28 protein-coding genes, 1 rRNA gene and 2 other annotated features are annotated in these 25502 nt (G+C 55.2%); of the genes, 1 reads left to right on the top strand and 28 read right to left on the bottom strand.

Annotation, left to right across the window (positions count from 1 at the left end; translation table 11 throughout):
- Window positions 1-194 precede the first annotated feature (194 nt).
- The 18 genes from ETC00_RS16070 to ETC00_RS15985 form a co-directional block, all read right to left on the bottom strand.
- Complete coding sequence (locus ETC00_RS16070; protein WP_171567153.1) at window positions 195-791, bottom strand: class I SAM-dependent methyltransferase; 597 nt, start codon at window positions 789-791, stop codon at window positions 195-197.
- A gap of 94 nt (window positions 792-885) precedes the next feature.
- Window positions 886-1254: a 50S ribosomal protein L7/L12 gene (gene rplL, locus ETC00_RS16065; RefSeq protein WP_171567152.1), complete on the bottom strand. Its 369-nt coding sequence runs from the start codon at window positions 1252-1254 to the stop codon at window positions 886-888.
- 81 nt (window positions 1255-1335) lie between these two features.
- Window positions 1336-1851 carry a 50S ribosomal protein L10 gene (rplJ, locus tag ETC00_RS16060; protein WP_029101082.1) on the bottom strand — a complete coding sequence of 172 codons (516 nt, stop codon included), beginning with the start codon at window positions 1849-1851 and terminating at the stop codon, window positions 1336-1338.
- A gap of 23 nt (window positions 1852-1874) precedes the next feature.
- Window positions 1875-2045 (bottom strand) — a sequence feature (ribosomal protein L10 leader region).
- 47 nt (window positions 2046-2092) lie between these two features.
- On the bottom strand, window positions 2093-2776 hold the full coding sequence (rplA, locus tag ETC00_RS16055) for a 50S ribosomal protein L1 (RefSeq protein ID WP_171567151.1): 684 nt from the start codon (window positions 2774-2776) through the stop codon (window positions 2093-2095).
- 91 nt (window positions 2777-2867) lie between these two features.
- Window positions 2868-3293: a 50S ribosomal protein L11 gene (gene rplK / locus ETC00_RS16050; protein WP_029101084.1), complete on the bottom strand. Its 426-nt coding sequence runs from the start codon at window positions 3291-3293 to the stop codon at window positions 2868-2870.
- Window positions 3294-3548: 255 nt separating this feature from the next.
- Window positions 3549-4085: a transcription termination/antitermination protein NusG gene (gene nusG / locus ETC00_RS16045; RefSeq protein WP_171567194.1), complete on the bottom strand. Its 537-nt coding sequence runs from the start codon at window positions 4083-4085 to the stop codon at window positions 3549-3551.
- A 43-nt stretch (window positions 4086-4128) separates the two neighbouring features.
- The gene (gene secE / locus ETC00_RS16040; protein WP_029101086.1) at window positions 4129-4344 is read right to left on the bottom strand and encodes a preprotein translocase subunit SecE; all 216 of its coding nucleotides are present in this window, start codon (window positions 4342-4344) and stop codon (window positions 4129-4131) included.
- A 33-nt stretch (window positions 4345-4377) separates the two neighbouring features.
- A complete protein-coding gene (rpmG, locus tag ETC00_RS16035) occupies window positions 4378-4527 on the bottom strand; it encodes a 50S ribosomal protein L33 (protein WP_029101087.1) in 150 nt (49 codons plus the stop codon).
- Between the two features lie 232 nt (window positions 4528-4759).
- Window positions 4760-5410 (bottom strand): RNA polymerase sporulation sigma factor SigH, encoded by a 651-nt coding sequence (gene sigH / locus ETC00_RS16030; protein WP_171567149.1) that lies wholly within the window; start codon window positions 5408-5410, stop codon window positions 4760-4762.
- 80 nt (window positions 5411-5490) lie between these two features.
- On the bottom strand, window positions 5491-6015 hold the full coding sequence (locus ETC00_RS16025; RefSeq protein WP_171567148.1) for an NYN domain-containing protein: 525 nt from the start codon (window positions 6013-6015) through the stop codon (window positions 5491-5493).
- Window position 6016: 1 nt separating this feature from the next.
- Window positions 6017-6772: a 23S rRNA (guanosine(2251)-2'-O)-methyltransferase RlmB gene (gene rlmB / locus ETC00_RS16020; RefSeq protein WP_171567147.1), complete on the bottom strand. Its 756-nt coding sequence runs from the start codon at window positions 6770-6772 to the stop codon at window positions 6017-6019.
- A complete protein-coding gene (locus ETC00_RS16015) occupies window positions 6765-7178 on the bottom strand; it encodes a Mini-ribonuclease 3 (protein ID WP_171567146.1) in 414 nt (137 codons plus the stop codon). Before ETC00_RS16015 ends, rlmB begins: the two co-directional genes overlap by 8 nt.
- Before the next feature lie 15 nt (window positions 7179-7193).
- Entirely contained in the window at window positions 7194-8600 is a 1407-nt protein-coding gene (cysS, locus tag ETC00_RS16010; protein WP_171567145.1) for a cysteine--tRNA ligase, read from the bottom strand.
- Window positions 8581-9246: a serine O-acetyltransferase gene (cysE, locus tag ETC00_RS16005; RefSeq protein ID WP_171567144.1), complete on the bottom strand. Its 666-nt coding sequence runs from the start codon at window positions 9244-9246 to the stop codon at window positions 8581-8583. Before cysE ends, cysS begins: the two co-directional genes overlap by 20 nt.
- Before the next feature lie 81 nt (window positions 9247-9327).
- Window positions 9328-9584: a binding site (T-box leader), on the bottom strand.
- Window positions 9585-9609: 25 nt separating this feature from the next.
- Window positions 9610-11076 carry a glutamate--tRNA ligase gene (gene gltX / locus ETC00_RS16000; protein WP_171567143.1) on the bottom strand — a complete coding sequence of 489 codons (1467 nt, stop codon included), beginning with the start codon at window positions 11074-11076 and terminating at the stop codon, window positions 9610-9612.
- A gap of 113 nt (window positions 11077-11189) precedes the next feature.
- Window positions 11190-11678: a 2-C-methyl-D-erythritol 2,4-cyclodiphosphate synthase gene (gene ispF / locus ETC00_RS15995; protein WP_171567142.1), complete on the bottom strand. Its 489-nt coding sequence runs from the start codon at window positions 11676-11678 to the stop codon at window positions 11190-11192.
- Window positions 11675-12367: a 2-C-methyl-D-erythritol 4-phosphate cytidylyltransferase gene (gene ispD / locus ETC00_RS15990; protein WP_171567141.1), complete on the bottom strand. Its 693-nt coding sequence runs from the start codon at window positions 12365-12367 to the stop codon at window positions 11675-11677. Before ispD ends, ispF begins: the two co-directional genes overlap by 4 nt.
- Window positions 12368-12388: 21 nt before the next feature.
- Window positions 12389-13480 (bottom strand): PIN/TRAM domain-containing protein, encoded by a 1092-nt coding sequence (locus tag ETC00_RS15985; protein ID WP_171567140.1) that lies wholly within the window; start codon window positions 13478-13480, stop codon window positions 12389-12391.
- Between the two features lie 290 nt (window positions 13481-13770).
- Here ETC00_RS15985 and ETC00_RS15980 point away from each other — a divergent pair, with 290 nt between their 5' ends.
- Window positions 13771-14166 carry a nucleoside triphosphate pyrophosphohydrolase family protein gene (locus ETC00_RS15980; protein WP_171567139.1) on the top strand — a complete coding sequence of 132 codons (396 nt, stop codon included), beginning with the start codon at window positions 13771-13773 and terminating at the stop codon, window positions 14164-14166.
- A gap of 159 nt (window positions 14167-14325) precedes the next feature.
- On the opposite strand, the gene pssA is transcribed toward ETC00_RS15980, so the two are convergent.
- From pssA to ETC00_RS15930, 10 genes are all read right to left on the bottom strand, one after another.
- Window positions 14326-15054, bottom strand: a complete 729-nt coding sequence (pssA, locus tag ETC00_RS15975) for a CDP-diacylglycerol--serine O-phosphatidyltransferase (RefSeq protein WP_171567138.1) — start codon at window positions 15052-15054, stop codon at window positions 14326-14328.
- A gap of 111 nt (window positions 15055-15165) precedes the next feature.
- Entirely contained in the window at window positions 15166-16242 is a 1077-nt protein-coding gene (disA, locus tag ETC00_RS15970) for a DNA integrity scanning diadenylate cyclase DisA (protein WP_171567137.1), read from the bottom strand.
- 9 nt (window positions 16243-16251) lie between these two features.
- Window positions 16252-17619, bottom strand: a complete 1368-nt coding sequence (gene radA, locus ETC00_RS15965; protein ID WP_171567136.1) for a DNA repair protein RadA — start codon at window positions 17617-17619, stop codon at window positions 16252-16254.
- Between the two features lie 100 nt (window positions 17620-17719).
- Complete coding sequence (locus ETC00_RS15960; protein WP_171567135.1) at window positions 17720-20170, bottom strand: ATP-dependent Clp protease ATP-binding subunit; 2451 nt, start codon at window positions 20168-20170, stop codon at window positions 17720-17722.
- A 79-nt stretch (window positions 20171-20249) separates the two neighbouring features.
- Window positions 20250-21311: a protein-arginine kinase McsB gene (gene mcsB / locus ETC00_RS15955; protein WP_171567134.1), complete on the bottom strand. Its 1062-nt coding sequence runs from the start codon at window positions 21309-21311 to the stop codon at window positions 20250-20252.
- Between the two features lie 21 nt (window positions 21312-21332).
- The gene (mcsA, locus tag ETC00_RS15950; RefSeq protein WP_171567133.1) at window positions 21333-21848 is read right to left on the bottom strand and encodes a protein-arginine kinase activator protein McsA; all 516 of its coding nucleotides are present in this window, start codon (window positions 21846-21848) and stop codon (window positions 21333-21335) included.
- A gap of 45 nt (window positions 21849-21893) precedes the next feature.
- Complete coding sequence (locus ETC00_RS15945) at window positions 21894-22358, bottom strand: CtsR family transcriptional regulator (RefSeq protein ID WP_171567132.1); 465 nt, start codon at window positions 22356-22358, stop codon at window positions 21894-21896.
- Between the two features lie 888 nt (window positions 22359-23246).
- Window positions 23247-23933: an HAD-IA family hydrolase gene (locus tag ETC00_RS15940; protein WP_171567131.1), complete on the bottom strand. Its 687-nt coding sequence runs from the start codon at window positions 23931-23933 to the stop codon at window positions 23247-23249.
- A gap of 25 nt (window positions 23934-23958) precedes the next feature.
- Entirely contained in the window at window positions 23959-25089 is a 1131-nt protein-coding gene (locus tag ETC00_RS15935; RefSeq protein WP_171567130.1) for an MGDG synthase family glycosyltransferase, read from the bottom strand.
- Between the two features lie 240 nt (window positions 25090-25329).
- A 23S ribosomal RNA gene (locus ETC00_RS15930) occupies window positions 25330-25502 on the bottom strand; the annotation flags it as partial.

The raw sequence follows: 25502 nt of genomic DNA, 5'->3' as shown, positions 1-25502 counted from the left end.
GCAGTAACACCATTTTTAACCCAGAGAAACTCTATTTTAAAAGAATTCCCATATTTTTACACCCACATTCCTCCTCTATGGAAAAAAAGAAGAAAAACGGTTGACAAAACGGGAATTGCTGAAAAATAGACTTTGATCCCATATTGACATTTTATAATGCTACCACAACGAAATATTCGAGTCAAGAGTGATTTCTACTTCACTGCTCGGTAAATATGGTACCCCTTGCTCCGTTCCACTTCCTCCACGTCGCGGTAGGTCTCCTGCAGCTTTTTCAAGGCGGATGGCGCTCCCTGCTTCTTTTGGATTACCACCCACAGTTCGCCGCCTTCCCGAAGCAGCCCGTGTCCTTCGGTAAAGATGCGGTGAACAATTTCCTTGCCGGCGCGGATCGGCGGGTTGGTGAGAATCACGTCAAACGTCTCCCCCTGAACCGCAGTGTACACATCGCTCACCCGGACCTCCACATTGCCAATGCCGTTTAGTTGAGCGTTGCGACGAGCCAGTTCCACTGCCCGTTCGTTGATGTCAATCATCGTGACCCGCCCCTGGTCTGCCAGCTTGGCGGCCACAAGTCCGATCGGTCCGTACCCGCAGCCCACGTCAAGCACGCGTGCGTCCCGATCAAGCTGCATCGTTTCAATCAACAGGACACTGCCGAAGTCCACCCGGTCGCGGGAAAAGACGCCGGCATCGGTAATGAAGCGCAGTTCGTGCCCGCGCAGGGTAAAGGTAAACTGGCGCTCGTCATGCGCAGCGCCGGGGCAGCTGGTGTAGTAATGGTCTGCCACGGTTCAACCCACCTTTCCTCATCAAATCCAGGGTCATGTGTACAGAAAATCCCCCTGCCGCAGGCAAGGGGATGTTTCCGTTTCGGAAGCCAACTTACTTGATTTCTACAGTTGCGCCAGCTTCTTCGAGTTTTGCTTTCATGGATTCGGCTTCTTCTTTGGATACGCCTTCTTTGAGTGTCTTCGGAGCGTTGTCTACCAGGTCTTTTGCTTCTTTCAGACCCAGACCGGTCAGCTCGCGAACTACTTTGATTACGTTGATTTTGGAAGCGCCGCCGCTTACCAGGTTTACAGTGAATTCAGTTTGCTCAGCAGCAGCATCAGCAGCGCCAGCACCGCCAGCAACTACAGCTACCGGAGCAGCAGCGGTTACGCCAAACTCTTCTTCGATTGCTTTAACCAGTTCGTTCAGTTCCAGAACGGACATGCCTTTAATCGCTTCAATGATTTGCTCTTTGCTCATCTTCTAATCCTCCCATTCCAGGAAATTGTATTGGCGGCGGCAGTTTACGCCGCTCGTCGAATATGAAGTCCGTTTACGCTGTTACGCGCCTTGGCCTTCTTTTTGATCGGATACTGCCTTGACAGCCAGCGCGAAGTTGCGGATCGGCGCCTGCAGCACGCTGAGGAGCATGGACAGCAGACCTTCGCGGGACGGCAGGGAAGCCAGTGCCTTGATTTGCTCCGGACCTACCACTTTGCCCTCGATGACGCCGCCTTTGATCTCGAGCTGCTCGTTTTTCTTTGCGAATTCCACCAGGACTTTCGCCGGAGCAACCGCATCATCCTTGCCAAACGCCAGAGCGTTCGGACCCGTCAGATACTGATCCAGTTCAGTCAGGTTTTCTTTCGCAGTCGCCAGGCGGGTGAGCGTGTTTTTCAACACTTGGAACTCAACGCCTGCTTCACGCAGTTGTTTGCGCAGTTCGGTCACCTGCGCTACAGTCAGGCCGCGGTAGTCAGCCACCACGGTGGTTTGGCTTTCGCGCAGTTTGGTTGCGATCTCATTTACCGCTTGTACTTTCTCTTCACGAATAACGGTTGGACGGATTTCTGCCAATGTTTACACCTCCCGTGCTCTATCCTCGAAAAAGAAGAATGCCCTCGTAGACACACGAGGGCATAATGTTCTATCGTCAAAGGAACGCAGCGGCTCCTTTTTCCGTACCATTACACGCCTCGGAGGGATATTAAGCATCGTTTGGACCAGCCAAACTCCGCACCTTCTGTCTACGGCATGACATATTCTTTTCTTCAACAGGCACTATCATAGCAACTTCCCCACGGGAAGTCAAGTTACATTATTTCACAGCGACGCGTACACCCGGACCCATCGTGGAGCTGATGGATACGTTTTTCATGTAAACGCCTTTCGCTGCTGCCGGCTTCGCACGGTTGAGCGCTTCGGTCAGCGCAGCCAGGTTTTCCGCCAGCTTCTCGGTGTCAAAGGAAACTTTACCGATCGGCGCGTGGATGTTACCGGCTTTGTCTACGCGGTACTCGATTTTACCGGCTTTGATTTCGTTGACGGCTTTGGCAACGTCGAAGGTAACGGTGCCAGTTTTCGGGTTCGGCATGAGGCCTTTCGGACCGAGTACGCGACCCAGTTTCCCTACTTCACCCATCATGTCCGGAGTAGCTACCACAACGTCAAATTCAAACCAGCCGCCTTGGATTTTGGCGATCATGTCAGCATCGCCTACGTAATCGGCGCCAGCCGCTTCTGCTTCTTTCGCTTTTTCACCTTTCGCGAACACGAGAACGCGCTGTACTTTACCGGTACCGTGCGGCAGTACCACCGCACCGCGGATTTGCTGGTCAGCACGCTTCGGGTCTACACCCAGGCGAAACGCCGCTTCCACCGTTTCGTCAAACTTGGCGGTCGCTGCTTTTTTCACCAGCTCGATCGCTTCGGTTACTTCGTATACTTTGTTTTTGTCAATCAGCTTGGCAGCTTCTTGATACTTTTTGCCTCGTTTTGCCATCTGTAAATTCTCCCTTCAATGTGGTCGTAGCGGTTTGATCCTCCCACAAACAGGGGGGGCACATTACCTGTACCCCCTCACAACTGCACCATTAGTCTTCGATCACGATACCCATGGAACGAGCCGTACCTTCGATCATGCGCATAGCCGCTTCCACGGATGCAGCATTCAGGTCAGGGCGTTTCAGTTCCGCGATCTCGCGTACTTTGTCACGCTTCAGGGTAGCGACCTTGGTTTTGTTCGGTACGCCGGAACCGGACTCGATGCCAGCAGCTTTTTTCAGCAGAACAGCAGCCGGCGGAGTCTTCGTGATGAAGGTGAAGGAACGGTCTTCATAAACGGTAATTTCTACCGGAATGATCATTCCTGCTTCGCTCTCAGTGCGAGCGTTGAATTCTTTACAGAATCCCATGATGTTCACACCAGCTTGGCCGAGAGCCGGACCTACCGGAGGTGCAGGGTTTGCTTTACCTGCCGGGATTTGTAACTTAATTACGCGGATAACCTTCTTAGCCACGTAAGACACCTCCTTACTTCACATGTGGTAAATGCGGGGGCATGCCCCCTCCCACCGTTTTGCTGAAAGCCTATTATGTAGACTTTCCATCTATAGTGAGAGTGCAAGAAACCCCAGAGTTTCGGCGGGATTGCAAATACGGCGCAGCCGTTTTGCTGCCCTTTGGGGGCACATCATCTTTTTTAAAAATCGCTACAACGATTTTTAAAACAAAATGAAATGTACCACATCACGCGATACTTTTCAAGATCATTCCTAATCCAATTTTTGAACTTGCGTAAAGTCCAATTCCACCGGTGTTTCACGTCCGAAGATATCCACCAGCACACGGACCTTCTGTCTGTCTGGGTGAATCTCGATGATTTCTCCCGTCCGGTTGGAGAACGGACCGTCCGTCACCCGCACCATGTCGCGGAGAGCGAAGTCGACTTTGACCTTGGGAATATCGATCCCCATCTGACGAAGGATCGCATCCGCCTCTTCAGGACGCAGCGGAGTCGGTTTGGAACCGGCGCCCGTGGAACCGACAAAGCCGGTAACCCCAGGGGTGTTGCGCACGACATACCACGAGTCGTCCGTCATCACCATTTCAACAAGGACGTATCCGGGAAACACTTTTTTCGTGACGGTGCGTTTTTTGCCGTCCTTCGTCTCCACCTCTTCCTCGGTGGGGACGAGAACGCGGAAGATCTTGTCTTCCATGCCCATCGACTCGACGCGTTTCTCCAGATTGGTCTTTACCTTGTTTTCATAACCTGAGTACGTATGAACGACATACCATGCTTTTTCCATATCCACAAGGACGTTTCCGTCCGTCCCTCCTAGGCTTGCAAAATTACTTTCCTAAAATCAAATCGATCACGCGCGAGATACCCAAGTCGATGACGAAGAAGAACAGCGCAAGCAGCGTCACCGTTACAAGAACGACGATCGTGTAGCTGGTCAGTTCTTTCCGGTTGGGCCAGCGGACCTTCTTCAGTTCGGACATGACATCGCCGAAAAATTCGCCTGTCCGGCGAAATCCGGCTCCGATTCGTGCTAGGAAACCCACAGTGCCACCCCCAGACTTCGTCGCTTCCATGCGTTACTTCGTCTCGCGATGAAGGGTATGCTTCTTGTCACGGGAGCAGTATTTTTTCAGTTCCACACGCTCGGTAGTGGTGCGCTTGTTTTTCGTGGAGATATAGTTACGCTCACCACACTCGGTGCACGCCAACGTGATGTTTACTCGCATTTATTGCCACCTCCATCTCATTTCAAACCTTGCTGTTGATAGAAAGGGAACAAAATAGTACGGGAAAACCGCTACTTTTCCTGACCATTTGTGAGAATGCAGCCATTAAACACGAGAAAAAAGCGTCTATGGCTACCTAAACAAATTTATCACACCCGTCTACCCATGTCAACAAAACGGCTTGACAAGCGGAAAGTATTTTGTTCCAGAATAAAAAAAGAGATTCTCTGTATCACAGATGAATCTCTCGTCCTTCCAGATACCGTTCCAGTTTGCGCTTCACCCGCTGCAGGGCGTTGTCGATCGACTTGACGTGACGCTTCAACTCCACGGCGATCTGCTGGTACGAACGTCCGTCCAGATACAGCATCAACACCTGCCGTTCCAGGTCGCTCAGGATTTCGCTCATTTTTCCCTCGATGTCGTCAAATTCCTCACGGTTGATGAACAGCTCTTCCGGATCGGTCACCTTGGTGCCGCAGATGACGTCCAGCAGGGTGCGGTCGGAATCTTCATCGTAGATGGGCTTGTCCAGCGAGACGTAGGAGTTGAGCGGAATATGCTTTTGGCGGGTAGCCGTTTTGATGGCGGTAATGATCTGGCGGGTAATGCACAGTTCGGCAAACGCCTTGAACGATGTGAGCTTGTCCCCTCGGAAATCACGAATCGATTTGTACAGGCCGATCATGCCTTCCTGCACAATATCTTCGCGGTCGGCCCCAATAAGAAAATAGGAACGCGCTTTGGCCCGCACGAAATTCTTGTACTTGTTGATCAAGTACTCCAAGGCCTCGGCATCATTTTCGCGAACCAGGTCGACTATCTCTTCGTCAGACATCATCTCATATTGGGAATGTTTCAACTCCTTGAGGTCAACACTCACGAATGATCCCTCCGCCAACCGGTTTCTCACAGATACGGCTATTATACATGCGGCGTAAAAAAGCGTCAACCGAATCCAAGTTATTCCCTTCTCCATTTTTCGAATATTTTCGCTATTTCCCGATCCAGGGAAATACGGGTGGAGAACCGCTCTTCATGCGTTTTTTCCACCTGCTGCTTGATCTCCTTCCCGACACTTTCCAGGTCCAGCAGAAGTTCCCTCGCCGACTTTCGCAGCGCCCCCTGGCCGAAAATGACACGCTGTGATGTGTAGTCGGACGTCGCTACATAAATTTGTCGATTTTTTTCGTAATATTCCATGACCAACTGTTCAATTTTTTCGTCGGCCGTCTCTTTCTGCTTGGTAAAATAGATGTCCACCCGGTAGTCCTGCATCTGCCGGCCGGCACCAGGCACGTTGTAGGCGTCAAACACAATGATCACCTTGATCCCGGTAAAGCTCTGGTACTCGGCCAGCTTGGAGATAAGCAGGTCGCGCGCTTCGTCCATGCGGTCCTGGTCCTTGAGCGCGCGCAGTTCGGGCCAGGCCCCGATGATGTTGTAACCGTCCACAATCAGCAGTTGTTTGGCTTTCTTTTTCGCCATCTTACTTCACCCGTGCCGGCAGCGGACTCCTGGCGCGGTAGACTTCGTACATCAGCAGGGCGGCAGCGACAGAGGCGTTGAGCGAGGTGACGTTTCCCGCCATGGGCAGACGGTAGAGAAAATCACAGTTCTCCCTGACCAGGCGGCTCATGCCTTTGCCCTCACTGCCAATGACCACGGCCAGGGGCATGGTGTAATCGCCCTCGCGGAAGTCCTGCTTGGCACTCGCATCCGTTCCGGCAATCCAGACGCCCCGCTGTTTCAGCTCTTCCATGGTCCGAACCATGTTGGTCACCCGGGCGACGGGCACGTAGTTGATGGCCCCCGCAGACGCTTTGGCCACAGTCGCCGTCAGCCCGACGGAACGCCGCTTGGGAATGATGATGCCGTGTGCCCCGACCGCATCGGCCGTCCGCATGATCGAGCCCAGGTTGTGCGGGTCCTCCAGCTCGTCCAGCAGGAGCAAAAACGGCGGTTCGTTTCGCTCCTCCGCCCGCCGCAGAATGTCCTCCACCTCGACGTAGTCGTAAGCAGCCACCGACGCGATCACGCCCTGATGGTTGTCGGTGCCGCTGAGCTGATCCAGTTTTTTGCGATTGGCCGTGGTGACGACGACACCCTGCTCTCTGGCCAGGGAGAAAATCGGCCCCATCAGGTTTTTGTTCGTCCCTTCGGCGATCCAGATCTTGTTGATGGCGCGCCCCGACCGCAGCGCTTCAATGACCGGGTTTTTCCCGACAATCCACTCTTCACTCATGTTCAGATGCTCCTTCCACAATCGCAAAGGCCTGCTGTACGAGTTCAGCGACCCGCTCTTCTCTTCCGCACAGGTACAGGTACCCGATCAGGGCTTCAAACGCAGTAGCATGCCGGTAGTCAATGATATCGGCGTTTTTCGCGCTGGAACCGGACTTGGCGTTGCGTCCGCGCCTCACCACTGCCTGTTCTTCCTCCGACAGGGACGGCAGCAGGGCGTGCAGGATGGCTGCCTGCGCCCTGGCCGACACGTACCGGTTGGCCGCCTTGTGGAGCTGGTGCGGCTTCACCAGCCCCTTGGCGATCAAATGGTAGCGGACGCAGTGGGCGTAGGTGGCGTCGCCCAAAAAGGCCAGTACCAGCGGGTTTAACATGTTGGGGTCTCGGGACAGTTCTTCTTTCTGCATCGTGTCACCGGCCCTTTACTTGCGGCGCCAACGAACGCCCTGCGGGGTGTCTTCCAGAATGATTCCCTTTGCAGCCAGCAGGTCGCGAATCTCGTCCGCGCGGGCAAAATTGCGTGATTTGCGCGCTTCCGTCCGCTCAGCGATGAGCGCCTCCACTTCGCTGTCCAGGAGTTCCTGCTCCTGCTCCAGCTTCAGTCCCAGCACACCGGTCAGCTCCAGCAGCAGGTCGCGATATGCCGCAATCTCCTGCTGACCGACGTTTTGGTTGCGCATGTACAGGTTGGCTTCCTTCACCACGTCAAACAGCACGGTAATGGCGTTGGCCGTGTTCAGATCGTCGTCCATCTCGGTGATAAACCGCTCCCGCAGGTTGCTGATGATCCGGGCCTGCTCCTCAGCCTGGCCGTTGGGCTCCTCCGGGCGTGCTGTCTCCAGCCGGTGCAGCAGGTTGGCGTAGGCGGTCTTGATCCGGTCCAAACCGTTGGCCGCCTGTTCCAGCAAATCGTCGCTGAAATTGATCGGGTTGCGGTAGTGGCCCAGCAGCATGAAAAAGCGGATCAACTGCCCGCCGTATCGCTCGATCAGTTCCCGCGCCAGAAGGAAATTGCCGAGAGACTTGGACATCTTTTCGTTGTTGATGTTCAGCATGCCGTTGTGCAGCCAGTAGCGGGCAAATACTTTGCCGGTGTAGCATTCCGACTGGGCAATTTCGTTTTCGTGATGGGGAAACACCAGGTCGGACCCGCCGGCGTGAATGTCGATCTGTTCGCCGAGGAATTTGAGCGCCATCGCGGAGCACTCGATGTGCCAGCCCGGACGCCCTTGACCCCACGGACTTTCCCAGCTGATCTCACCCCGCTTGGCCGCTTTCCACAGCGCGAAGTCCAGCGGGTTTTCCTTCTTCTCGTTTACTTCCACGCGGGCACCCGCCTGCAAATCGTCCAGCGGCTGGTGGGAGAGCTTGCCGTATTCGCTGAAGCGGCCGGTGCGGAAATAGACGTCCCCTTCGCTCTCATACGCATAGCCTTTCTCGATCAGTCCCTCGATAAAACGGATGATTTCGGGAATCGTCTGCATCACGCGCGGCTGAATGTCAGGCGGCAGCACGTTGAGAGCGCGCAGGTCTTCGTTGTAGGCCGCCATGTAACGGTCGGCCACTTCCTTGACAGTCGTGCCCTCCTCGTTGGCGACGCGGATCAGCTTGTCGTCCACATCCGTAATGTTCTGCACAAACGTGACCTGGTATCCGCGGTACTGCAAATACCGGCGCAGGGTATCAAATACGATAGCCGGGCGGGCGTTGCCGATGTGAATGTAGTTGTACACGGTCGGTCCGCATACGTACATCTTCACCTTGCCCGGCTCAAGCGGAACGAACGGTTCCTTTCGCCGGGTCAGGGTATTAGTAAACTGTATGCTCATTGCTTTTCGCTTCCTCCCTTAATGCGTTCACTTCGTTGCGAAGCTGCTCGATTTCCCGCTGCATTTGCCGAATCGTGTCAGCCAGCGGGTCGGGCAGATTGACATGATCCAGGTCGTACGAGACGCGCTTGCCGTCCTGAATGACGATGCGAGCCTTGATTCCAACCACGGTGGAGTTGGGCGGCACCTCCTGCAGCACGACGGCTCCCGCCCCGATTTTGGAGTTGTCGCCGATCTTGAACGATCCGAGCACTTTTGCGCCGGTGGCGATAATCACATTGTTGCCAACGGTGGGATGGCGCTTGCCTTTTTCCTTGCCCGTGCCGCCCAGCGTCACACCCTGGTAGATGGTGACGTTGTCGCCGATTTCACAGGTCTCGCCAATGACAACGCCCATCCCGTGGTCGATGAACAGCCGTCTGCCGATCTTCGCTCCCGGGTGAATCTCGATGCCGGTCATAAACCGGACAAACTGGGAAACGATCCGGGCCAGCGTACACCATCCGGCCTTCCACAGTTTGTGCGCAATCCGGTGACCCCAGATGGCGTGCAGTCCGGAGTAGGTCAAGACCACCTCCAACGTGCTGCGGGCCGCCGGGTCCCGCTCGAATACCGCTTGAATGTCGTCTCGCATCTGTCTGAACATAGGATGACACCTCCTGCCAGATTGCTTTCGTTGGAAGTTGGAAAAAGAAAAACCGCCCCGGCCGCCTTCGCGTACGAAGGAGGCAGAGACGGTGTTAACCGCGGTTCCACTCTGCTTAGACCGTCCCGGAAACGGCGCCTAGTGGCCGTGCTGACGATCTCGCTCATCTCCCGGTAACGGCGGGGTACCGTCTGCCCTACTTTCGCGCCCATAAGGACGAGGGTTCAGGTCACTGCTCCCAGGTGCATTTCCAAACAGCGCACGCCGGATGGCTCCCACCTGCCCATCCTCTCTGGAGACGTGGAGGCTGCTGTACTTCTCCTGTTCCTCGCATTTGTCTTTCCTTATATATTTATAATTTCATCATTCACCGTGCGTCAGGACGCGTTTGACGCGTTCCAGCACCTTGTCTTTGCCCAACAGGTAGAGCGTCACAGCCAGATCGCGCCCGTGTGCCTGACCGGTAGACGCCACGCGTACCGGCATGAACAGGGCCTTGCCTTTGTGGCCCGTTTCTTTTTGCACCTCTTTCAGCACTGCTTTGATCGTATCCGTATTATATTCGTTCAGTGCCGACAGGTGTTTGACAAACGATTCCAGCACCTCAGGCAATTGCGGTTCCTTCAATACCGCCTTCGCTTCTTCATCGTACACCACTTCGTCGAGGAAGAAAAGCGCCGCCAGCGGCACGATCTGCGCACAGTAGGACATCTGCTCCTGGTAGAGAGCGACGATCTCGCGCACCCATGCCCGCTTCTCTTCGGACAGCGTCTCCTCGATAAACCCTGCCTTTTGCAGGTGCGGAATGCACATGTCGGTGATGAGATCAAGCGGCTGCCGCTTCAGGTAGTAGTTGTTCATCCAGTTCATCTTGGCCGTGTCGAAAACCGCCGGCGACTTGCTGACGCGGTCCAGGGAGAACAGCTTGATGATGTCCTCCATGGCGAAGATCTCTTCCTCCCCGCCCGGCGACCATCCGAGCAGCACCATGAAGTTGACGATCGCTTCCGGCAAAAAGCCCAGTTCACGGTACTGTTCGATAAACTGGATAATGCTCTCGTCGCGCTTCGACATCTTTTTGCCTTCCTGGTTGAGAATCAGCGCCAGGTGCGCGAACTGCGGCGGCTCCCAGCCCAACGCTTCGTAAATCATCAACTGGCGCGGAGTGTTGGACAAGTGCTCCTCGCCGCGGATGACGTGGCTGATCTCCATCAAATGGTCGTCGATCACGACCGCAAAGTTGTAAGTGGGAATGCCGTCCGGTCGACAGATGACGAAATCGCCCATCTCTTTGGTTTCAAACGTCACCTGTCCGCGAATCAGGTCGTTGACGACGTACACCTTGTCGTCCGGAACCTTGAAGTGAACAGACGGAACGCGGCCTTCCCGCTCGTACTGCTCCCGCTGTTCCGGCGTTACGTTGCGGTGTTTTTCCGAGATCCGCGGAGTCTCGCCGCGGGCAATCTGCTCTTCCCGCTCCGCGTCCAGTTCTTCCTTGGTCGCGTAGCAGTAGTACGCCTTGCCCTCGGCCAGCAGTTGATCGATGTATTTGCGGTAGATGTCCAGGCGGTCCATCTGCCGGTACGGCCCGTACGGCCCGCCGATGTCGGCACCTTCATCCCACTGGATGCCGAGCCATTTGAGATTTTTCATCTGTTCTTCGTCAGCGTTTTCCACGTTGCGTGTTTGGTCGGTATCCTCGATGCGGACGATGAACTCGCCCCCCATATGCTTGGCAAACAAATAGTTGAACAGCGCCGTGCGCGCGCCGCCGATATGTAGATGCCCCGTCGGACTGGGAGCGTATCGCGTACGGATTTTTTTCGCCATGAGAAGCACCATCCTATTCCTTGAAGGTGTAAAAAAGGCGGAAACAGGGCTGGACTGCGTTGCCCATGTTTCCGGGTCTGCATCACTGACTTTTTCGTTTCTAAGCTCTTATCTTACACCTCTGCCCGCTGCTTGACAAGCAAGCAGACGGCCTGGGCAGCAATTCCCTCTCCGCGGCCGGTAAAGCCCAGCTTTTCGGTGGTGGTTGCCTTTACATTTACCTGGGACAGCTCGTCCGCTTCCAGCACGCGGGCAATGATTTCCCGCATCTGTGGAATATACGGCGCCATTTTCGGCGCCTGGGCGATAATGGTGGCGTCCACGTTGCCCAGGCGGTATCCCCGCTCTTTAACCAGCTTCCAGACGTGTTCCATCAGTTTGACGCTGTCCGCGTCCTTGAACGCCGGATCGTAATCGGGAAAATGGCGGCCGATGTCCCCTTCGCCGATCGCCCCGAGCAGAGCGTCGGTGATCGCGTGCAGCAGCACATCGGCGTCAGAGTGGCCCAACAGCCCTTTTTCGTAGGGAATGGTCACACCACCGATAATGCAGGGGCGTCCTTCCACCAGTTGATGCACGTCAAATCCCTGTCCAATTCTCATCGCTGCTCTCCCTTTCTTCTGCGCAAAATCTCCTCGCCCAGCCACAAATCGTCCGGCGTGGTGATCTTGATGTTTTCATAACTCCCCATCATGACAGTGACGGGATGACCCAGCCACTCCACCAGCATGGCGTCGTCCGTTCCCGTTTTGCCCGCTCCAAGTGCCGCCTGATGCGCCTCCCGCAACAAGGAAACACGAAAAGCTTGTGGGGTTTGCACCGCCCACAAGCTCTCGCGTGCCGGGGTCGATTGGACTGTGCCGTTCGCCCCGATCACTTTAATGGTATCCTTCACAGGAACAGCCATGATCGTCGCCTGCTCCCGCTGGACCCGCCGAATCAACTCGCTGATCTGTTCCCTGGTCACGAAAGGACGGGCGGCATCGTGCACGAGTACATACGAGCAGTCTGGGGAAAGGGCGGCCAACCCGCTGCGCACGCTGTCCTGCCGTTCGGCACCGCCCAGCGCGACGGTCAGCTTCAACTTCTCCCGTCGGAGCCAGGCGAGCACATCGGCGTGGTCGCGCTCGCTGACCACCAGAACCACTTCGCCGATCTCCGGGTGATTGGCAAACAGGCGAACGGTGTGGGCCAAAATCGGCTCGCCGCCCAATGGCAGCCACACTTTGTTGCGCTCTGCTCCCATTCGCTTGCCGGAACCAGCTGCGACTATCACGACTCCCGTGTTCACGTCCCCATTCCTCTCCAGTCTCTACAATGCTTTTTCCAACAGCTTGGGCTTGGCGAAGATCATTCGCCCCGCCGAGGTTTGCAGCACGCTGGTGACCAGCACGTCAACGTCATTGCCGATGTAGTCGCGTCCTCCTTCGACGACGATCATCGTGCCGTCGTCCAGGTACGCCACCCCTTGGCCATGCTCCTTGCCGTCCTTGATCACCTGGACGGTCAGCTCTTCGCCGGGGAGAACCACCGGTTTGACCGCATTGGCCAGATCGTTGATGTTCAGCACCGACACGCCCTGCAGTTCGCACACCTTGTTCAGGTTGAAATCGTTGGTGACGACTTTGCCGTTCATCACCTTCGCCAGCTTGATCAGCTTGCTGTCCACTTCGGAGACCTCTTCAAAGTCTCCTTCGTAGATCTGCACCTTGACCTTCATTTCTTTCTGAATCTTGTTCAGGATATCCAGTCCGCGGCGGCCGCGGTTGCGCTTTAACACGTCAGACGAGTCAGCAATGTGCTGCAGTTCTTCCAGCACGAAACCGGGAATCACCAGCACACCTTCCAAAAAACCCGTCCGGCAGATGTCGGCAATCCGCCCGTCGATAATCACGCTGGTGTCCAAAATCTTGTACTCCACGTTGGATGGTGCACCATTGTTTTCCTTTTTGCCTTTATCCCTGCGCCCGATGGAAAAGACGGACATGATCTCGTCACGCTTCCGGAAGCCCACCTGGAAGCCCAGGTATCCGAGCAGACACGACACCATCAGCGGCAGCAGATCACCTATTACCGGAATCGGGATGTTGCTGATGGGAAGGAATAATAAAAAGGCAACAATTAGACCAATAATCAACCCCATCGCACCAAACATGACATCCACAATCGGCAGCTTGATCAGCGTCTCTTCCCCCCAGCGGACGATGCGCAGCGTGTAATCGACCAGCCAGTTGGCGAGGAAGAAGAATATCACGGCGCCTAAAACGGCTCCGATATAACTCTTGTAATGCACGTCACCAAAATTGAGCAGCGTATCCAGCAAATCAAACAGGTCGGGACCAAATTTGTAACCCAGGCCGCCCCCGACCAGCACAAAAAAAGTTTTTCCCAATCGGCGAACCATGCCTTCACCTCCTCTTATTAATATAGACAGAAGTCCGCAGGAAAAACCCTGCTTCCTCAACATGGCTCACACATTTCATGTCTTCACTTATCCCCCACTATATCAAAGATAAAATCGCAGTGTCAAATAGCCAAAAATTTTAACATACATGTTAAATTTCCGTCAATGGAGAACGCCCGTTTTCCTCCGTTCCCAATTTGACAGGGGACAGATTCCCTTCTTATAATGACAGTAGCAAATTGAATGAAAAATTCTGACGATATCAACAGCCTGAAGCAGAGGTGACCCATATGGACCATCGAAACGTGGACGACTTTCAAACGCAGGTTTCGGAGCTGCTGCTCAGACACCGCAGCGTGCTGGACGTCATGTCCAAAATTCAGGAAACAGCGGCCCGCATCAACCGTTCACTGACCAAAGCCATCACCGAATGCGGCTGTGTCGAAGTGGTTGCCAGGAAGCAGTCTTATGATCCCGGTAAAAGTTTGCAGGAAAACAAATCGCTCTTGGACACTCATTTTACCGGCCCCTTGTGCGAGCATTGCCGCGACGTGCTGACGGCAGAGCTTGGCAAAAACCTCTTCTACCTCACCGCGCTTTGCAACATTACCGACATCAGGCTGGAAGACGTCATCCGGCAGGAGTCGGAGCGTCTCAATACCCTCGGGGTATTCAATCTGTCATAGACTCCCAATTTGTATTACGATTGTACGCAAAGAAAAGTTGCAACTTCAACAAAAAAACCCGCTTTTGCGAGCGGGTTTTTTTCGGCAGTCTTACCGAAAATTCGACAAGACAAGCTGGACGGTCTGCATCCAAACAAACCGGGATGCGTCCGCGAGGCGTTATTCAAATGGCAGCGACTCTTCTTCGTTTTCCTTTTTCTTACGCAGTTTTTTCACCAACAGGTCAACGTTTTTTTTTATTCCGTACAGGGCGTAAATGGCAAGCGGCAGGAAGACGATTTTGGGAAACTGCTGCGGATACTTGATCGCCACGACCACGACAATCGCCACAATGATCGGCGTGATCCAATACGCGGATTTCGGAATGCCCACCTTTTTGAAGTTTGGATACTTGATGGTGGACACCATCAAAAAGGCCAGCAGCAGCATGCCAGCTGCCAGCATCGCCACGTTGAACACCTGGTGGTACAGGGCCAGCGTCGCCAGCACCCCGCCCGCAGCCGTGATTGGCAGACCGACGAAGTAGCCGGGCACGCCTGCCTGGACGTTGAAGCGCGCCAGCCTGAGTGCCCCGCAAATCGGGAAGATGGCCGTCACGATAATGCCGAACAGGTGCAAATCCTGCAATGCTACCACATACATGATAAACGCCGGGGCTACCCCGAACGTAATGACGTCGGAAAGGGAATCCAGCTCCTTGCCAAACTCGCTCTGCACGTTCAGCATGCGGGCCACCCGTCCATCCAATCCGTCCATCAGCATCCCGACGATGACGGTAATCGCCGCGTATTCCACGTACTGGTCGCCCTGAAACGCGAGAATGATGGCGACGATTCCCAAAAACAAGTTACTTATGGTTAGCATGTTCGGCAACGATTTCACGAACATAGACTACCTCCTGGTTTGGTTCGCAAAGGAGACACGAAACGTCTGTCCATTGCCGGCAAGTCCCCTTGGCAAAGTTCAATGCAATCATGCCTGCCTGTATCCTATTCTACCTTAAATATGCCTGTCAATGAACACCTGCTCCTGGATCCGCTTTAACCCATCCTTGATCGCCCGCGCCCTCACTTCGCCGATGCCGTCCACCTCGTCCAGCTCCTCAATGGTGGCCATCATGATCCGCGGCAGATTGTGAAAATGATCCACCAGGTTTGTGATGATCGTCATCGGCAGGCGGGGAATCTTGTTGAGAATGCGGTACCCGCGCGGCGACACCGACTCCTCCAGCATGCTGGTGCTGCTGGGATAGCCAAGGATTCGCAAAAATGAACTGATTTCCAACATTTCATCGCCGCTTAATTTCTTCATGTCCCTGAGCGCTTGTTCCGGTGACAGGTTGGGATCGCGGCAGTAATCGCGAACAAGCATGCGGGCTTCCTCTTCGATATTGGCGACCAGCTCATCCACCTGCATGCTGACAAGCCGCCCTTCCGTCCCCAATTCATAAATATACTTGGTAATTTCCGCCTTGATGCGTAAAACCATCTCGATCCGCTGCAAAACAGAGGTGACTTCGTGCAGCGTCACCAATTCTTCAAACTCCATTGCGCCCAGGTTGGTCAGCGACTGATCCAGTACGGCCTTGTACTTTTCCAGCGTGGAAAGGGCCTGATTTGCCTTGGCCAAAATTACGCTGATTTCGTTCAAGACGTAGCGGAAATGGCCTTGATACAGCGTGATCACGTTACGCCGTTGGGAGATGGCGATGACCAGGTGATTCGTCTGAATGGCCGTCCGCTGCGCCGTACGATGCCGCGTTCCCGTCTCGCTCGAAGGGATGGAGGCGGGGGGAATCAACTGGGCGTTGGCGAACAAAATTCGCTTGGCGTCTTCACTAACTATGATCGCCCCATCCATCTTGGCCAATTCATACAAATGAGCGGGCGTGAAGTCACTATTAATGGAAAAGCCCCCGTCCACGATGCCTTTCATCTCCGGACCGTATCCGACGACGATCAGGCCGCCCGTTTTCGCACGCAGCACGTTTTCCAGCCCCTCGCGAAGCGGCGTGCCGGGAGCGACGAGGCGCAATACATCGCTGAACTGCGGTTCTCTTTTATTTGTCTCGAACATAGGTTGCCTCTACCCCCTTAGCACCTCGTCCAAAGCATCGGCTATGTTGCTGATGCCGATTACGTCTATGCCGGTCGGGACTTCCAAGCCGCGGATGTTCTTTTCCGGAATGATCACCCGCTTGAACCCCAGCTTGTGGGCTTCCCTGACCCGCTGTTCGATCCGGGAAACGCCGCGCACTTCGCCCGTCAGCCCCACTTCACCGATGACGACGTCATGTGGATTGGTCGGCTGATCGCGGAAGCTGCTGGCGATGCTGACGGCAATCGCCAAGTCGACGGCCGGCTCATCCAGCCGCACGCCGCCAGCCACGTTGACGTACGCATCCTGGTTTTGCAGCATCAGTCCCATGCGCTTTTCCAGCACAGCCATGATCATGGCCACGCGCTGATGATCCACCCCGGTCGCCATCCGGCGGGGTGTTACAAAGCTGGTGGGGGCCACCAGCGCCTGCAGTTCCACCAGCACCGGCCGCGTCCCTTCCATGCTGGCCACCACCGTGGAACCAGCGACGCCGATGGGCCGTTCCGCGAGAAAGATTTCCGACGGATTGCCCACTTCTGCCAAGCCACGATCTTTCATCTCAAAAATCCCGATCTCGTTGGTGGAGCCAAAGCGGTTTTTCACCGCCCGCAAGATGCGGAAGGTGTTGTGCCGCTCCCCTTCAAAGTAAAGCACGGCATCCACCATATGCTCCAGCATGCGGGGGCCGGCGATGGAACCTTCCTTGGTCACGTGGCCGACGATGAAGGTGGCGATGCCCTTGCCCTTGGCAATGCGCATCAGCTGGGCAGTCGCCTCCCGCACCTGCGCCACGCTGCCCGCCGCAGACTGAACGGCGGGGTGAAACACGGTTTGTATCGAGTCAATAATCAACACATGCGGATCTATATGATTAATATGCTGTTCGATCAGTTCCAAGTCGTTTTCCGCCAACACGTACATGGGCGGAGTATTCATCCCGAGGCGGTCGGCCCGCAGCTTGATCTGCTTCGCCGACTCCTCGCCGGAGACGTACAGTACTTTTAACCCCTGATGGGCGAGCGCAAACGACGTCTGCAGCAGCAGGGTTGATTTGCCAATCCCGGGATCCCCGCCGACAAGAATCAGCGACCCGGGAACAAGTCCGCCGCCCAATACGCGGTTCAATTCTCCGAGCCTCGTATCCATCCGCGGTTCTTCCTCGCTCGCCACCTGCGTCAGCGGCATGGCTTCCGTACGCTGCCTGCCAACCGTCAGCTCGTACCGGTGAGACGATTTGACCGCCACTTCTTCGACCATCGTGTTCCACTTGTTGCAACCCGGGCATTTGCCCATCCATTTGGGCGATTCATAGCCACATTCTTGACACGCGTATTTCGTTTTATACTTTGACATTACCGTACCTCATTTGGGAATTCTCCTATACATGTTTATCATACATGGGTGCACAAAAAAAGAATACCTCCTGTTTTGGAGGCATTCTTTCCTTATTGAATTACGACGTGGTCTTTTCCAACCGCTTCACGACCAGTTTGTCGTCTTCTGCGTCGATGGTGACCGTGTCGCCTTTGTGGATGGTGCCCTTCAGCAGTTCTTCGGACAATTTGTCCTCGATGTGACGCTGGATGGCGCGGCGGAGCGGGCGGGCGCCGTACGCCGGATCGAAGCCCTCTTTGGCCAGCACTTTCTTGGCCGCATCGGTCAGTTGGAAATCGATCTCTTGTTCTCTCAGGCGCTTGCGCAGTTCTTCCGTCATCAGGGTGACGATTTGCTCGATGTGCTCCTGCTCCAGCGAGTGGAAGACGATCACTTCGTCGATCCGGTTCAGGAATTCCGGACGGAAGCTTCTCTTCAACTCGTCCATCACTTTGTCTTTCATGTCCTGATACTTTTTCTCGGTATCGCCGGTGGTGAAGCCGAGCGTCGTGTTTTTCTTGATCATGTTGGCGCCCACGTTGGAGGTCATGATCACCACCGTGTTGCGGAAGTCCACCGTGCGCCCCTTGGAGTCGGTCAGACGGCCGTCATCCAGCACTTGCAGCAGGATGTTGAAGACATCCGGGTGCGCTTTTTCGATCTCATCCAGCAGGATGACCGAGTACGGTCTGCGGCGCACTTTTTCGGTGAGCTGGCCGCCTTCGTCGTAGCCGATGTATCCCGGAGGCGCGCCGACAAGACGGGCGGTCGAATGCTTCTCCATGTACTCGGACATGTCGATGCGGATCATCGCGTCTTCGTCGCCGAACAGGGCTTCCGCCACCGCGCGAGCCAATTCCGTTTTCCCGACACCGGTCGGGCCAAGGAAAATAAACGAACCGATCGGCCGTTTCGGGTCCTTCAGACCGGCGCGGGCGCGGCGGATCGCACGGGAGATGGACTTGACCGCTTCGTCCTGGCCGATGACGCGGTCGTGCAAAATCTCCTCCATCTTCAGCAGGCGCTCCGTCTCTTCTTCCTTCAATTTGACCACGGGGATGCCGGTCCAGTTGGCCACCACATGAGCGATGTCCTCCGGCGTCACTTCCATGTTCAGCTTGCCCTGACGCTCTTTCCAATCTTTTTTCGTCTTCTCCAGCTCTTCGCGCAGCTTCTGCTCCTGGTCGCGCAGCGCAGCCGCTTCTTCAAACTCCTGGGATTGGACAGCTGCATCCTTTTCCTTGCGCACCTCTTCCAGGCGGCTTTCCAGCTCTTTCAGATTCGGCGGCACGGTAAAGGATTGCAGACGCACTTTGGACGCCGCCTCGTCGATCAGGTCGATCGCCTTGTCCGGCAGGAAGCGGTCGGTAATGTAGCGGTCAGACAGCTTCACCGCCTGTTCGATCGCCTCGTCCGTGATCTTGACGCGGTGGTGCGCTTCGTAGCGGTCGCGCAGCCCGTGCAGGATCTTGATCGCATCCTCCACGGTCGGTTCATCCACTTGAATCGGTTGGAAACGGCGCTCCAGGGCCGCGTCTTTTTCGATGTATTTGCGGTATTCGTCCAGCGTGGTCGCACCGACGCACTGCAGTTCACCGCGGGCCAACGCCGGCTTGAGGATGTTGGACGCGTCAATCGCGCCTTCTGCACCGCCTGCCCCGATCAGGGTGTGCAGCTCGTCGATGAACAGGATGATGTTGCCCGCCTGGCGGATTTCATCCATGATCTTTTTCAACCGGTCTTCAAATTCACCGCGGTACTTGGTACCCGCCACCACGGTGCCCATGTCCAGGGTCATGACGCGCTTGTCGCGCAGCGTCTCGGGAATTTCGTTGTTCACAATCTTTTGCGCCAGGCCTTCGGCGATCGCCGTTTTCCCAACGCCGGGCTCCCCGATCAGCACGGGGTTGTTCTTCGTCCGTCGGCTGAGCACCTGGATCACGCGCTCAATCTCCTTCTGCCGGCCGATCACCGGGTCCAGGCCGCCTTCGCGGGCAATCGCCGTCAAGTCGCGGGCCAGGCTGTCCAAGGTTGGCGTGTTGGCCGACGGATTGCCGCCGGACGCCTGATGGGCGTTCATCATTTCAGAGCTGCCCAAAAGCTGCAGCACTTGCTGACGGGCTTTGTTCAGGCTGACGCCCAGGTTGTTCATGATCCGCGCGGCGATCCCCTCCCCTTCACGGATCAGACCGAGCAGGATGTGCTCCGTACCGACGTAGGTGTGACCCAGCTTGCGTGCTTCGTCCATGGACAGTTCAATGACCTTTTTGGCACGGGGGGTGTAGTTGGGCGTGTAGTTGCCTCCGTTTTGTTCCGTGCCGCGGCCGATCAGCGACTCCACTTCGCTTTGAATCTTGTCGAGACCAAGTCCCAGCGATTGCAATGCCTTGGCGGCGATGCCTTCGCCTTCCCTGATCAGCCCGAGAAGCACGTGCTCTGTGCCGATGTCCTTGTGACCCAGGCGGACGGCTTCCTCCAACGCCAGCGCCAACACTTTTTGAGCTCGTTCGGTAAAACGTCCAAACATCATATCGCGTACACCTCCAACCAGTATGTTCTCTCTATGGGAAAAGCCAATTTGTAATGCTGTTGCTCAACTGCCTGTGTTCTCAGTGGGCGGAGAGGCGCTCCCGAATCAGCCGGGCCCGCCGTTCGTCCCGTTGTTCCGGCGTCAGTTTCTGCCCGGCGCGATGCTGCAGGAACCCGGGCTGCGTCGTCACCAGCAGCTCATTCAACAACTGGTGCGACACGTTTTTGATCAGGCCCAGATCAAGGCCCAGTCGAACGTCGGAGAGGCGCTGTGACGCTTCCTTTGATTCCATCGTTCGCGCGTACCGCAAAATACCGTAGGAACGGTAGATACGATCCTCCAGGTCGACGCGGGAGTGCTCCATCAGATAGCGGCGGGCAACGCGCTCCTGTTCGATAATTTGCCGGGCGACACTGTACAAGTTGGACAAGATGTCCGCTTCCGACATCCCCAGCGTCACCTGGTTGGACAGCTGGAACAGGTTGCCCAGCGCTTCACTGCCTTCGCCGTAGATGCCCCGGACGACCAGTCCTACCTGATTGATCGCCTGCAAAATGCGATTGATCTGCTGGGTCATCACCAGGGCTGGCAGATGCAGCATGACCGAGGCGCGGATGCCGGTGCCGACGTTGGTCGGACAGCTCGTCAGATACCCCCGCTTCTCGTCAAACGCGTACGTCAGCTGCGTTTCAAACACGTCGTCAATCTTGGTGCCGACCTCCCATGCTTCATTCAACTGAAAGCCGGGCAGAAGCACCTGAATGCGGATGTGGTCCTCCTCGTTTACCATGATGCTGACGGATTCATCCTCGCTGAGCAGGACAGCCCCTTTGCGGGATTCTTCGGCAAGGTGGGGACTGATCAGGTGTTTTTCTACCAGCACGCGTTTCTCCAGCGGGCTCAGCTGGTCCATCTGGAGCAGCTGCACCGGGTATCGGCTTTTCATCGCTTCGCTTCTGCTCACCTCCGCCACTTTCCTCACGACCTCTTCCGCCTGGGAATCGGTGGCGAGCAGCGGGAACGGATGCTGCCGCAGGTTGCGGGCGATGCGCAGCCGCGTGCTGATGACGATGTCGGAATCGGGTCCCTCCCCTTTCATCCAGTTGCTCCACGGGTTTTGCATGAACTTCTGTTGGGACATATCCGCCTCACCTCCCCCTGCTTACGATTGCGCGATTTTTTGTTCCAGCGCCCGGATGCGGTCGCGAATTTCGGCCGCCTTTTCAAACTCTTCGCTGGCGATGTAGTGCTGCAGCGTGCTTTTTAGCTGTTCCAGCTCTTTGCGCAGCTTGAGTTGACCGCCAGTTCGCTCCGGCACTTTCCCTATATGCTGGGTATTGCCGTGAATCCGGCGAAAGAGCGGATCCAACCGGTCGCCCAAAAACGTGTAGCAGTCGCTGCAACCGAACCGGCCGCTTTTGCTGAATTGGGCGTAGGTGAGCCCGCAGGTTTCGCAGCGCAGCGGCTTCTGTACCGGTTCCTGCGATTTTTTGGTCATTGGATCAAAGTGCAACAGCCCCGAAAGGAGATTGTTGATGCTGAAGTTGTGAAAACCGGCAAAGACATCCCCTTTTTCCTGAGCACAGTGCTCACAGATATGATATTCCGTTTTTTTGCCGTTGACGATTTTGGTCAGATGCAGCGTCGCCGGTCGTTTCCCGCATTCTTCACAGTTCATCAGATCGTCCCTCCTAACCGGTCCGGGTTGGCTTGGTGAAAGTCCCTACCGCAGCAAAATGGCAGCTATCATCTGTTTTAATATGTTGGCCCGCAGTCGGTCGCGGATTTCCGCCTCCACCGTCAGCACATTGCGCGAGGTGGCGATTTTCATCAAAGCCGCTTCCCGGTTGTTGATCAACCCTTCCTCCAGCAAGCGGTCAACAATCGCATGACCCACTCCCTGAGAGATGCTCTCGCCAATCAGCTCCTCGGTCAACAGCTCCTGCAACCGGGCTTTGCTGACGATCTGCACTTTACGGATGCGGATGTAGCCGCCCCCGCCGCGCTTGCTCTCGACGATGTATCCTTTTTCGACCGTAAAGCGGGTGTTGATGACGTAATTGATCTGTGACGGCACACACTGAAATAGGTCGGCAAGCTCGCTGCGCTGTATCTCGACGGAGCCGTTCGGACTCTCTTGAATGATGCGCTTTAGATGCTGCTCAATAATGTCCGAGATGTTCCGCAAGTCGTCGCCTCCTGTTCCACTGTGTTTGATCTTGACTTTGACTATCTTTGACTTTGATTATAATGGCTTTATGGCACGGATGCAAGAGGGGAATACAGTTTCTAGTGTAGGCAAAATGGCTGTCGTTGAAACCAAAACAAAAGCCATCCCCAAACGGAAGGTTTAGGGATGGTTTCAGACTGAAGACAAACCGTTCATTGGATAAACGTCCATAAGAAAATGATTTCCAGGCCGGAAGGCCTGCCCATTCATCAACCGAAGCAAAAGACAATATCCGTCGCATGGCAGGATGGGCCAAGCGAGCTCCTTTGACGACCCACTCAGCGGAAAAACGAAGACGCGGGGATCAACAGGGGACACAAGTCTCACTTCCGCGAAACACCCAGATGTTTGTCCCCTGCCCGCGTCTCGTTTTGGAGCGGACTTTATCCGCTTCTGCGCTGGGCGTCAAGCGAGCGAGCGGGCCCGATCTCCCATGCGCCGCGAACTTTGTCTACACGCTGAAACCATCCCCAAACGGAAGGTTTAGGGATGGTTTCAGACTGAAGACAAACCGTTCATTGGATAAACGTCCATAAGAAAATGATTTCCAGGCCGGAAGGCCTGCCCATTCATCAACCGAAGCAAAAGACAATGTCCGTCGCATGGCAGGATGGGCCAAGCGAGCTCCTTTGACGACCCACTCAGCGGAAAAACGAAGACGCGGGGATCAACAGGGGACACAAGTCTCACTTCCGCGAAACACCCAGATGTTTGTCCCCTGCCCGCGTCTCGTTTTGGAGCGGACTTTATCCGCTTCTGCGCTGGGCGTCAAGCGAGCGAGCGGGCCCGATCTCCCATGCGCCGCGAACTTTGTCTACACGCTGAAACCATCCCCAAACGGAAGGTTTAGGGATGGTTGCTGTTAACTGTTGTCGCGGCCGGCAGGTGATCCGGCAGCTGCGAGAATGCGGTAATGATCACATCGGCTCCGTCCAGTTCCCCCTGTTTGGCAAAACCGAAGTCGCAGCCCACGGTAAACAGGCCGTTCGCTTTGCCCGCTTCCACATCGGAATGCCGGTCTCCTACCATGACGGCCTGTTTCACATCGTAATCACGCAGCAGTTTGGCCACGAGATCCCGTTTGGAACGCGTGTGAAAGCGGCCCGCGGAGTACAGGTCGGTAAACAGCGGCGTCAGCCCGTAATGATCGCAGATGGCTTCAATGTATTGTTCCTGCCCGTTGCTGGCGACAAACAGGGCCACGTTCTCGGCATGCAGCTTCGTAAGCACTTCGCGGACACCCGGGTAGAGATCGGTGACGTTCTGCCGCAGCAGGGCCAGTTCGTTTTCCAAAAGCAGCCGATCGGCCATCTGTTTGGTATCTTCGCTGACCCCCGGCAGCAATTTTGCCCAGAGTTGCTCAATCGTCATGCCCAAGACATTGACCAATTCCCGCTCGCCAGGGGTGGGGCCGTCCCACAGACCTTTTTCGCGAAGCTGTTCAAACGTCCGCTGAAACGCAGGTGTCGACAGCTTCTCCGTCTGCAACAAGGTTCCGTCCATGTCAAACAAAACAGCGTACGGTATGCTCATGGCTCCCTCCATTGTTCCTGTCCGGTTACTCTGTCTCTTTGTCTTCCCCAAACAGGGTTGTCATGTCGTTGTGAATGAAATCAGCGATGCGTTCTGCAGCATCCGGTTTGGCTATTTTTTGTGCCATTCTTTTCATGTATTCTACCTTCGTCGGATTGTGCAGCAATTCCTCGATAAAATAAATCAACTGCTCGGACACGTTGGCGTGAACGGCACAGCCGTTGTTGAGCAAAAAGTGGCTGTTTCGTTCCTCCTGGCCCGGCAGGGGGTTGTAAATAATCATCGGCACCTGTTTGCTCATTACTTCCGCCGTCGTCAGTCCCCCGGATTTGGTGACGATCAGATCGGCGATTTCCAGGTACTCGTGAAAGTTATTGATAAACCGCAGCGGCATCACCTCGTGTCGGTAGGTGCGTGCGGATACCTTGCGATACAGCTTGTCGTTGGTACCGGTGAGGATAAAGGTCTTCAGCGGCAGGTTGATCGCTTCCAGTCCGTCCAGAACCTGTTCCATGGAACCGAGTCCCAGACCGCCTCCGGAAAGGACGACGCAGCGCGTCCCAGGCGCAATCTGCAGCTTCTGCCGGATGAGCTCCTTGTCCAACGGTTGGCGGAACTTGCGCATGATCGGAATCCCCAGCGGGATGAACTTCCGATGATCGTGCCGGTAGATGTCCACCAAATAGTACAACTGTTCATGCGCGATAAAGTAATAATTGATGTGATGATTGATCCATGACGGGTGTATGGTATAGTCGGTAATGATCGTGTAGATGGGCTCTCGCCAGCCATTTCTCCCTTTCAAAACGGACAGCATACAGCTTGCGAACGGGTGTGTGGCGATAAACGCATCAGGCTGTACGCTGTTGATCAACTTTTTCAGCTTGTTGGCGAGCAGCTTGTTCATCCATAAGTTCATATCAAAAAAACGGATTTTTTCCGTATTGTGGTATATCCGTCCCCACATCTTGGGAGATAGCCGCAGCAGGTTCATGTAGCTTTCCAGCAAAATCTTGTGAAACGTCGGACTGATGTATTCCAACGTATCAATGATCATGGACGTGTAACCCTTCTCGGCCAGACTTTCCTGCATTGCCCGAGCTGCCTGATTATGACCGTTGCCGATGGAAGCAGAAAAGATCAGAATTTTTTTCATGATAAATTCTCCTTCATTCCTCACTCTTACCTACTCCAACGCCTGAACTCGGTACCTTCTCATGTTAGTCTACCCCATCGCCGTCTATCAAGGGGGAACTTGTCAGCCCCATACCAAAGTTCTCGACAAGTTTTTTGCCTGCACGCATGGCGCAAAATGCAAAAAACCCCTTAACTGCTTGAGTTAAGGGGACCGTCATTCCCTGAAAACTGGATATGCATGGTGCAAAGGATCATTGGAGTGGATAAGTCCTCGACCGATTAGTATTCGTCAGCTCCACGCGTTGCCGCGCTTCCACACCGAACCTATCAACCTCATCGTCTTTGAGGGGTCTTACCAGCTTGACGCTGTGGGAAGTCTCATCTTGGAGGGGGCTTCACGCTTAGATGCTTTCAGCGCTTATCCCGTCCGCA

This window comes from Brevibacillus sp. MCWH (genome assembly GCF_013096935.1).
Taxonomy (GTDB): domain Bacteria; phylum Bacillota; class Bacilli; order Brevibacillales; family Brevibacillaceae; genus Brevibacillus; species Brevibacillus aydinogluensis.
The sequence above is the reverse complement of the archived record's forward strand: the minus strand, read 5'-3'. Positions and strand labels throughout refer to the sequence as shown.

Bases quoted from the DNA above. Each gene is read 5' to 3' on its own strand.
- cysS (WP_171567145.1), bottom strand. From the start codon at position 8,600: ATGAGCATACAGTTTACTAATACCCTGACCCGGCGAAAGGAACCGTTC.
- gltX (WP_171567143.1), bottom strand. From the start codon at position 11,076: ATGGCGAAAAAAATCCGTACGCGATACGCTCCCAGTCCGACGGGGCAT.
- ETC00_RS16025 (WP_171567148.1), bottom strand. From the start codon at position 6,015: ATGGCGAAAAAGAAAGCCAAACAACTGCTGATTGTGGACGGTTACAAC.
- ispF (WP_171567142.1), bottom strand. From the start codon at position 11,678: ATGAGAATTGGACAGGGATTTGACGTGCATCAACTGGTGGAAGGACGC.
- ETC00_RS15980 (WP_171567139.1), top strand. From the start codon at position 13,771: ATGGACCATCGAAACGTGGACGACTTTCAAACGCAGGTTTCGGAGCTG.
- pssA (WP_171567138.1), bottom strand. From the start codon at position 15,054: ATGTTCGTGAAATCGTTGCCGAACATGCTAACCATAAGTAACTTGTTT.
- rlmB (WP_171567147.1), bottom strand. From the start codon at position 6,772: ATGAGTGAAGAGTGGATTGTCGGGAAAAACCCGGTCATTGAAGCGCTG.
- rplA (WP_171567151.1), bottom strand. From the start codon at position 2,776: ATGGCAAAACGAGGCAAAAAGTATCAAGAAGCTGCCAAGCTGATTGAC.
- ETC00_RS15985 (WP_171567140.1), bottom strand. From the start codon at position 13,480: ATGGTTCGCCGATTGGGAAAAACTTTTTTTGTGCTGGTCGGGGGCGGC.
- mcsA (WP_171567133.1), bottom strand. From the start codon at position 21,848: ATGAACTGTGAAGAATGCGGGAAACGACCGGCGACGCTGCATCTGACC.
- mcsB (WP_171567134.1), bottom strand. From the start codon at position 21,311: ATGTCCCAACAGAAGTTCATGCAAAACCCGTGGAGCAACTGGATGAAA.
- radA (WP_171567136.1), bottom strand. From the start codon at position 17,619: ATGTCAAAGTATAAAACGAAATACGCGTGTCAAGAATGTGGCTATGAA.
- rplL (WP_171567152.1), bottom strand. From the start codon at position 1,254: ATGAGCAAAGAGCAAATCATTGAAGCGATTAAAGGCATGTCCGTTCTG.
- cysE (WP_171567144.1), bottom strand. From the start codon at position 9,246: ATGTTCAGACAGATGCGAGACGACATTCAAGCGGTATTCGAGCGGGAC.
- ETC00_RS15960 (WP_171567135.1), bottom strand. From the start codon at position 20,170: ATGATGTTTGGACGTTTTACCGAACGAGCTCAAAAAGTGTTGGCGCTG.
- nusG (WP_171567194.1), bottom strand. From the start codon at position 4,085: ATGGAAAAAGCATGGTATGTCGTTCATACGTACTCAGGTTATGAAAAC.
- ETC00_RS15935 (WP_171567130.1), bottom strand. From the start codon at position 25,089: ATGAAAAAAATTCTGATCTTTTCTGCTTCCATCGGCAACGGTCATAAT.
- disA (WP_171567137.1), bottom strand. From the start codon at position 16,242: ATGTTCGAGACAAATAAAAGAGAACCGCAGTTCAGCGATGTATTGCGC.
- ETC00_RS16015 (WP_171567146.1), bottom strand. From the start codon at position 7,178: ATGCAGAAAGAAGAACTGTCCCGAGACCCCAACATGTTAAACCCGCTG.
- rpmG (WP_029101087.1), bottom strand. From the start codon at position 4,527: ATGCGAGTAAACATCACGTTGGCGTGCACCGAGTGTGGTGAGCGTAAC.
- ETC00_RS15940 (WP_171567131.1), bottom strand. From the start codon at position 23,933: ATGAGCATACCGTACGCTGTTTTGTTTGACATGGACGGAACCTTGTTG.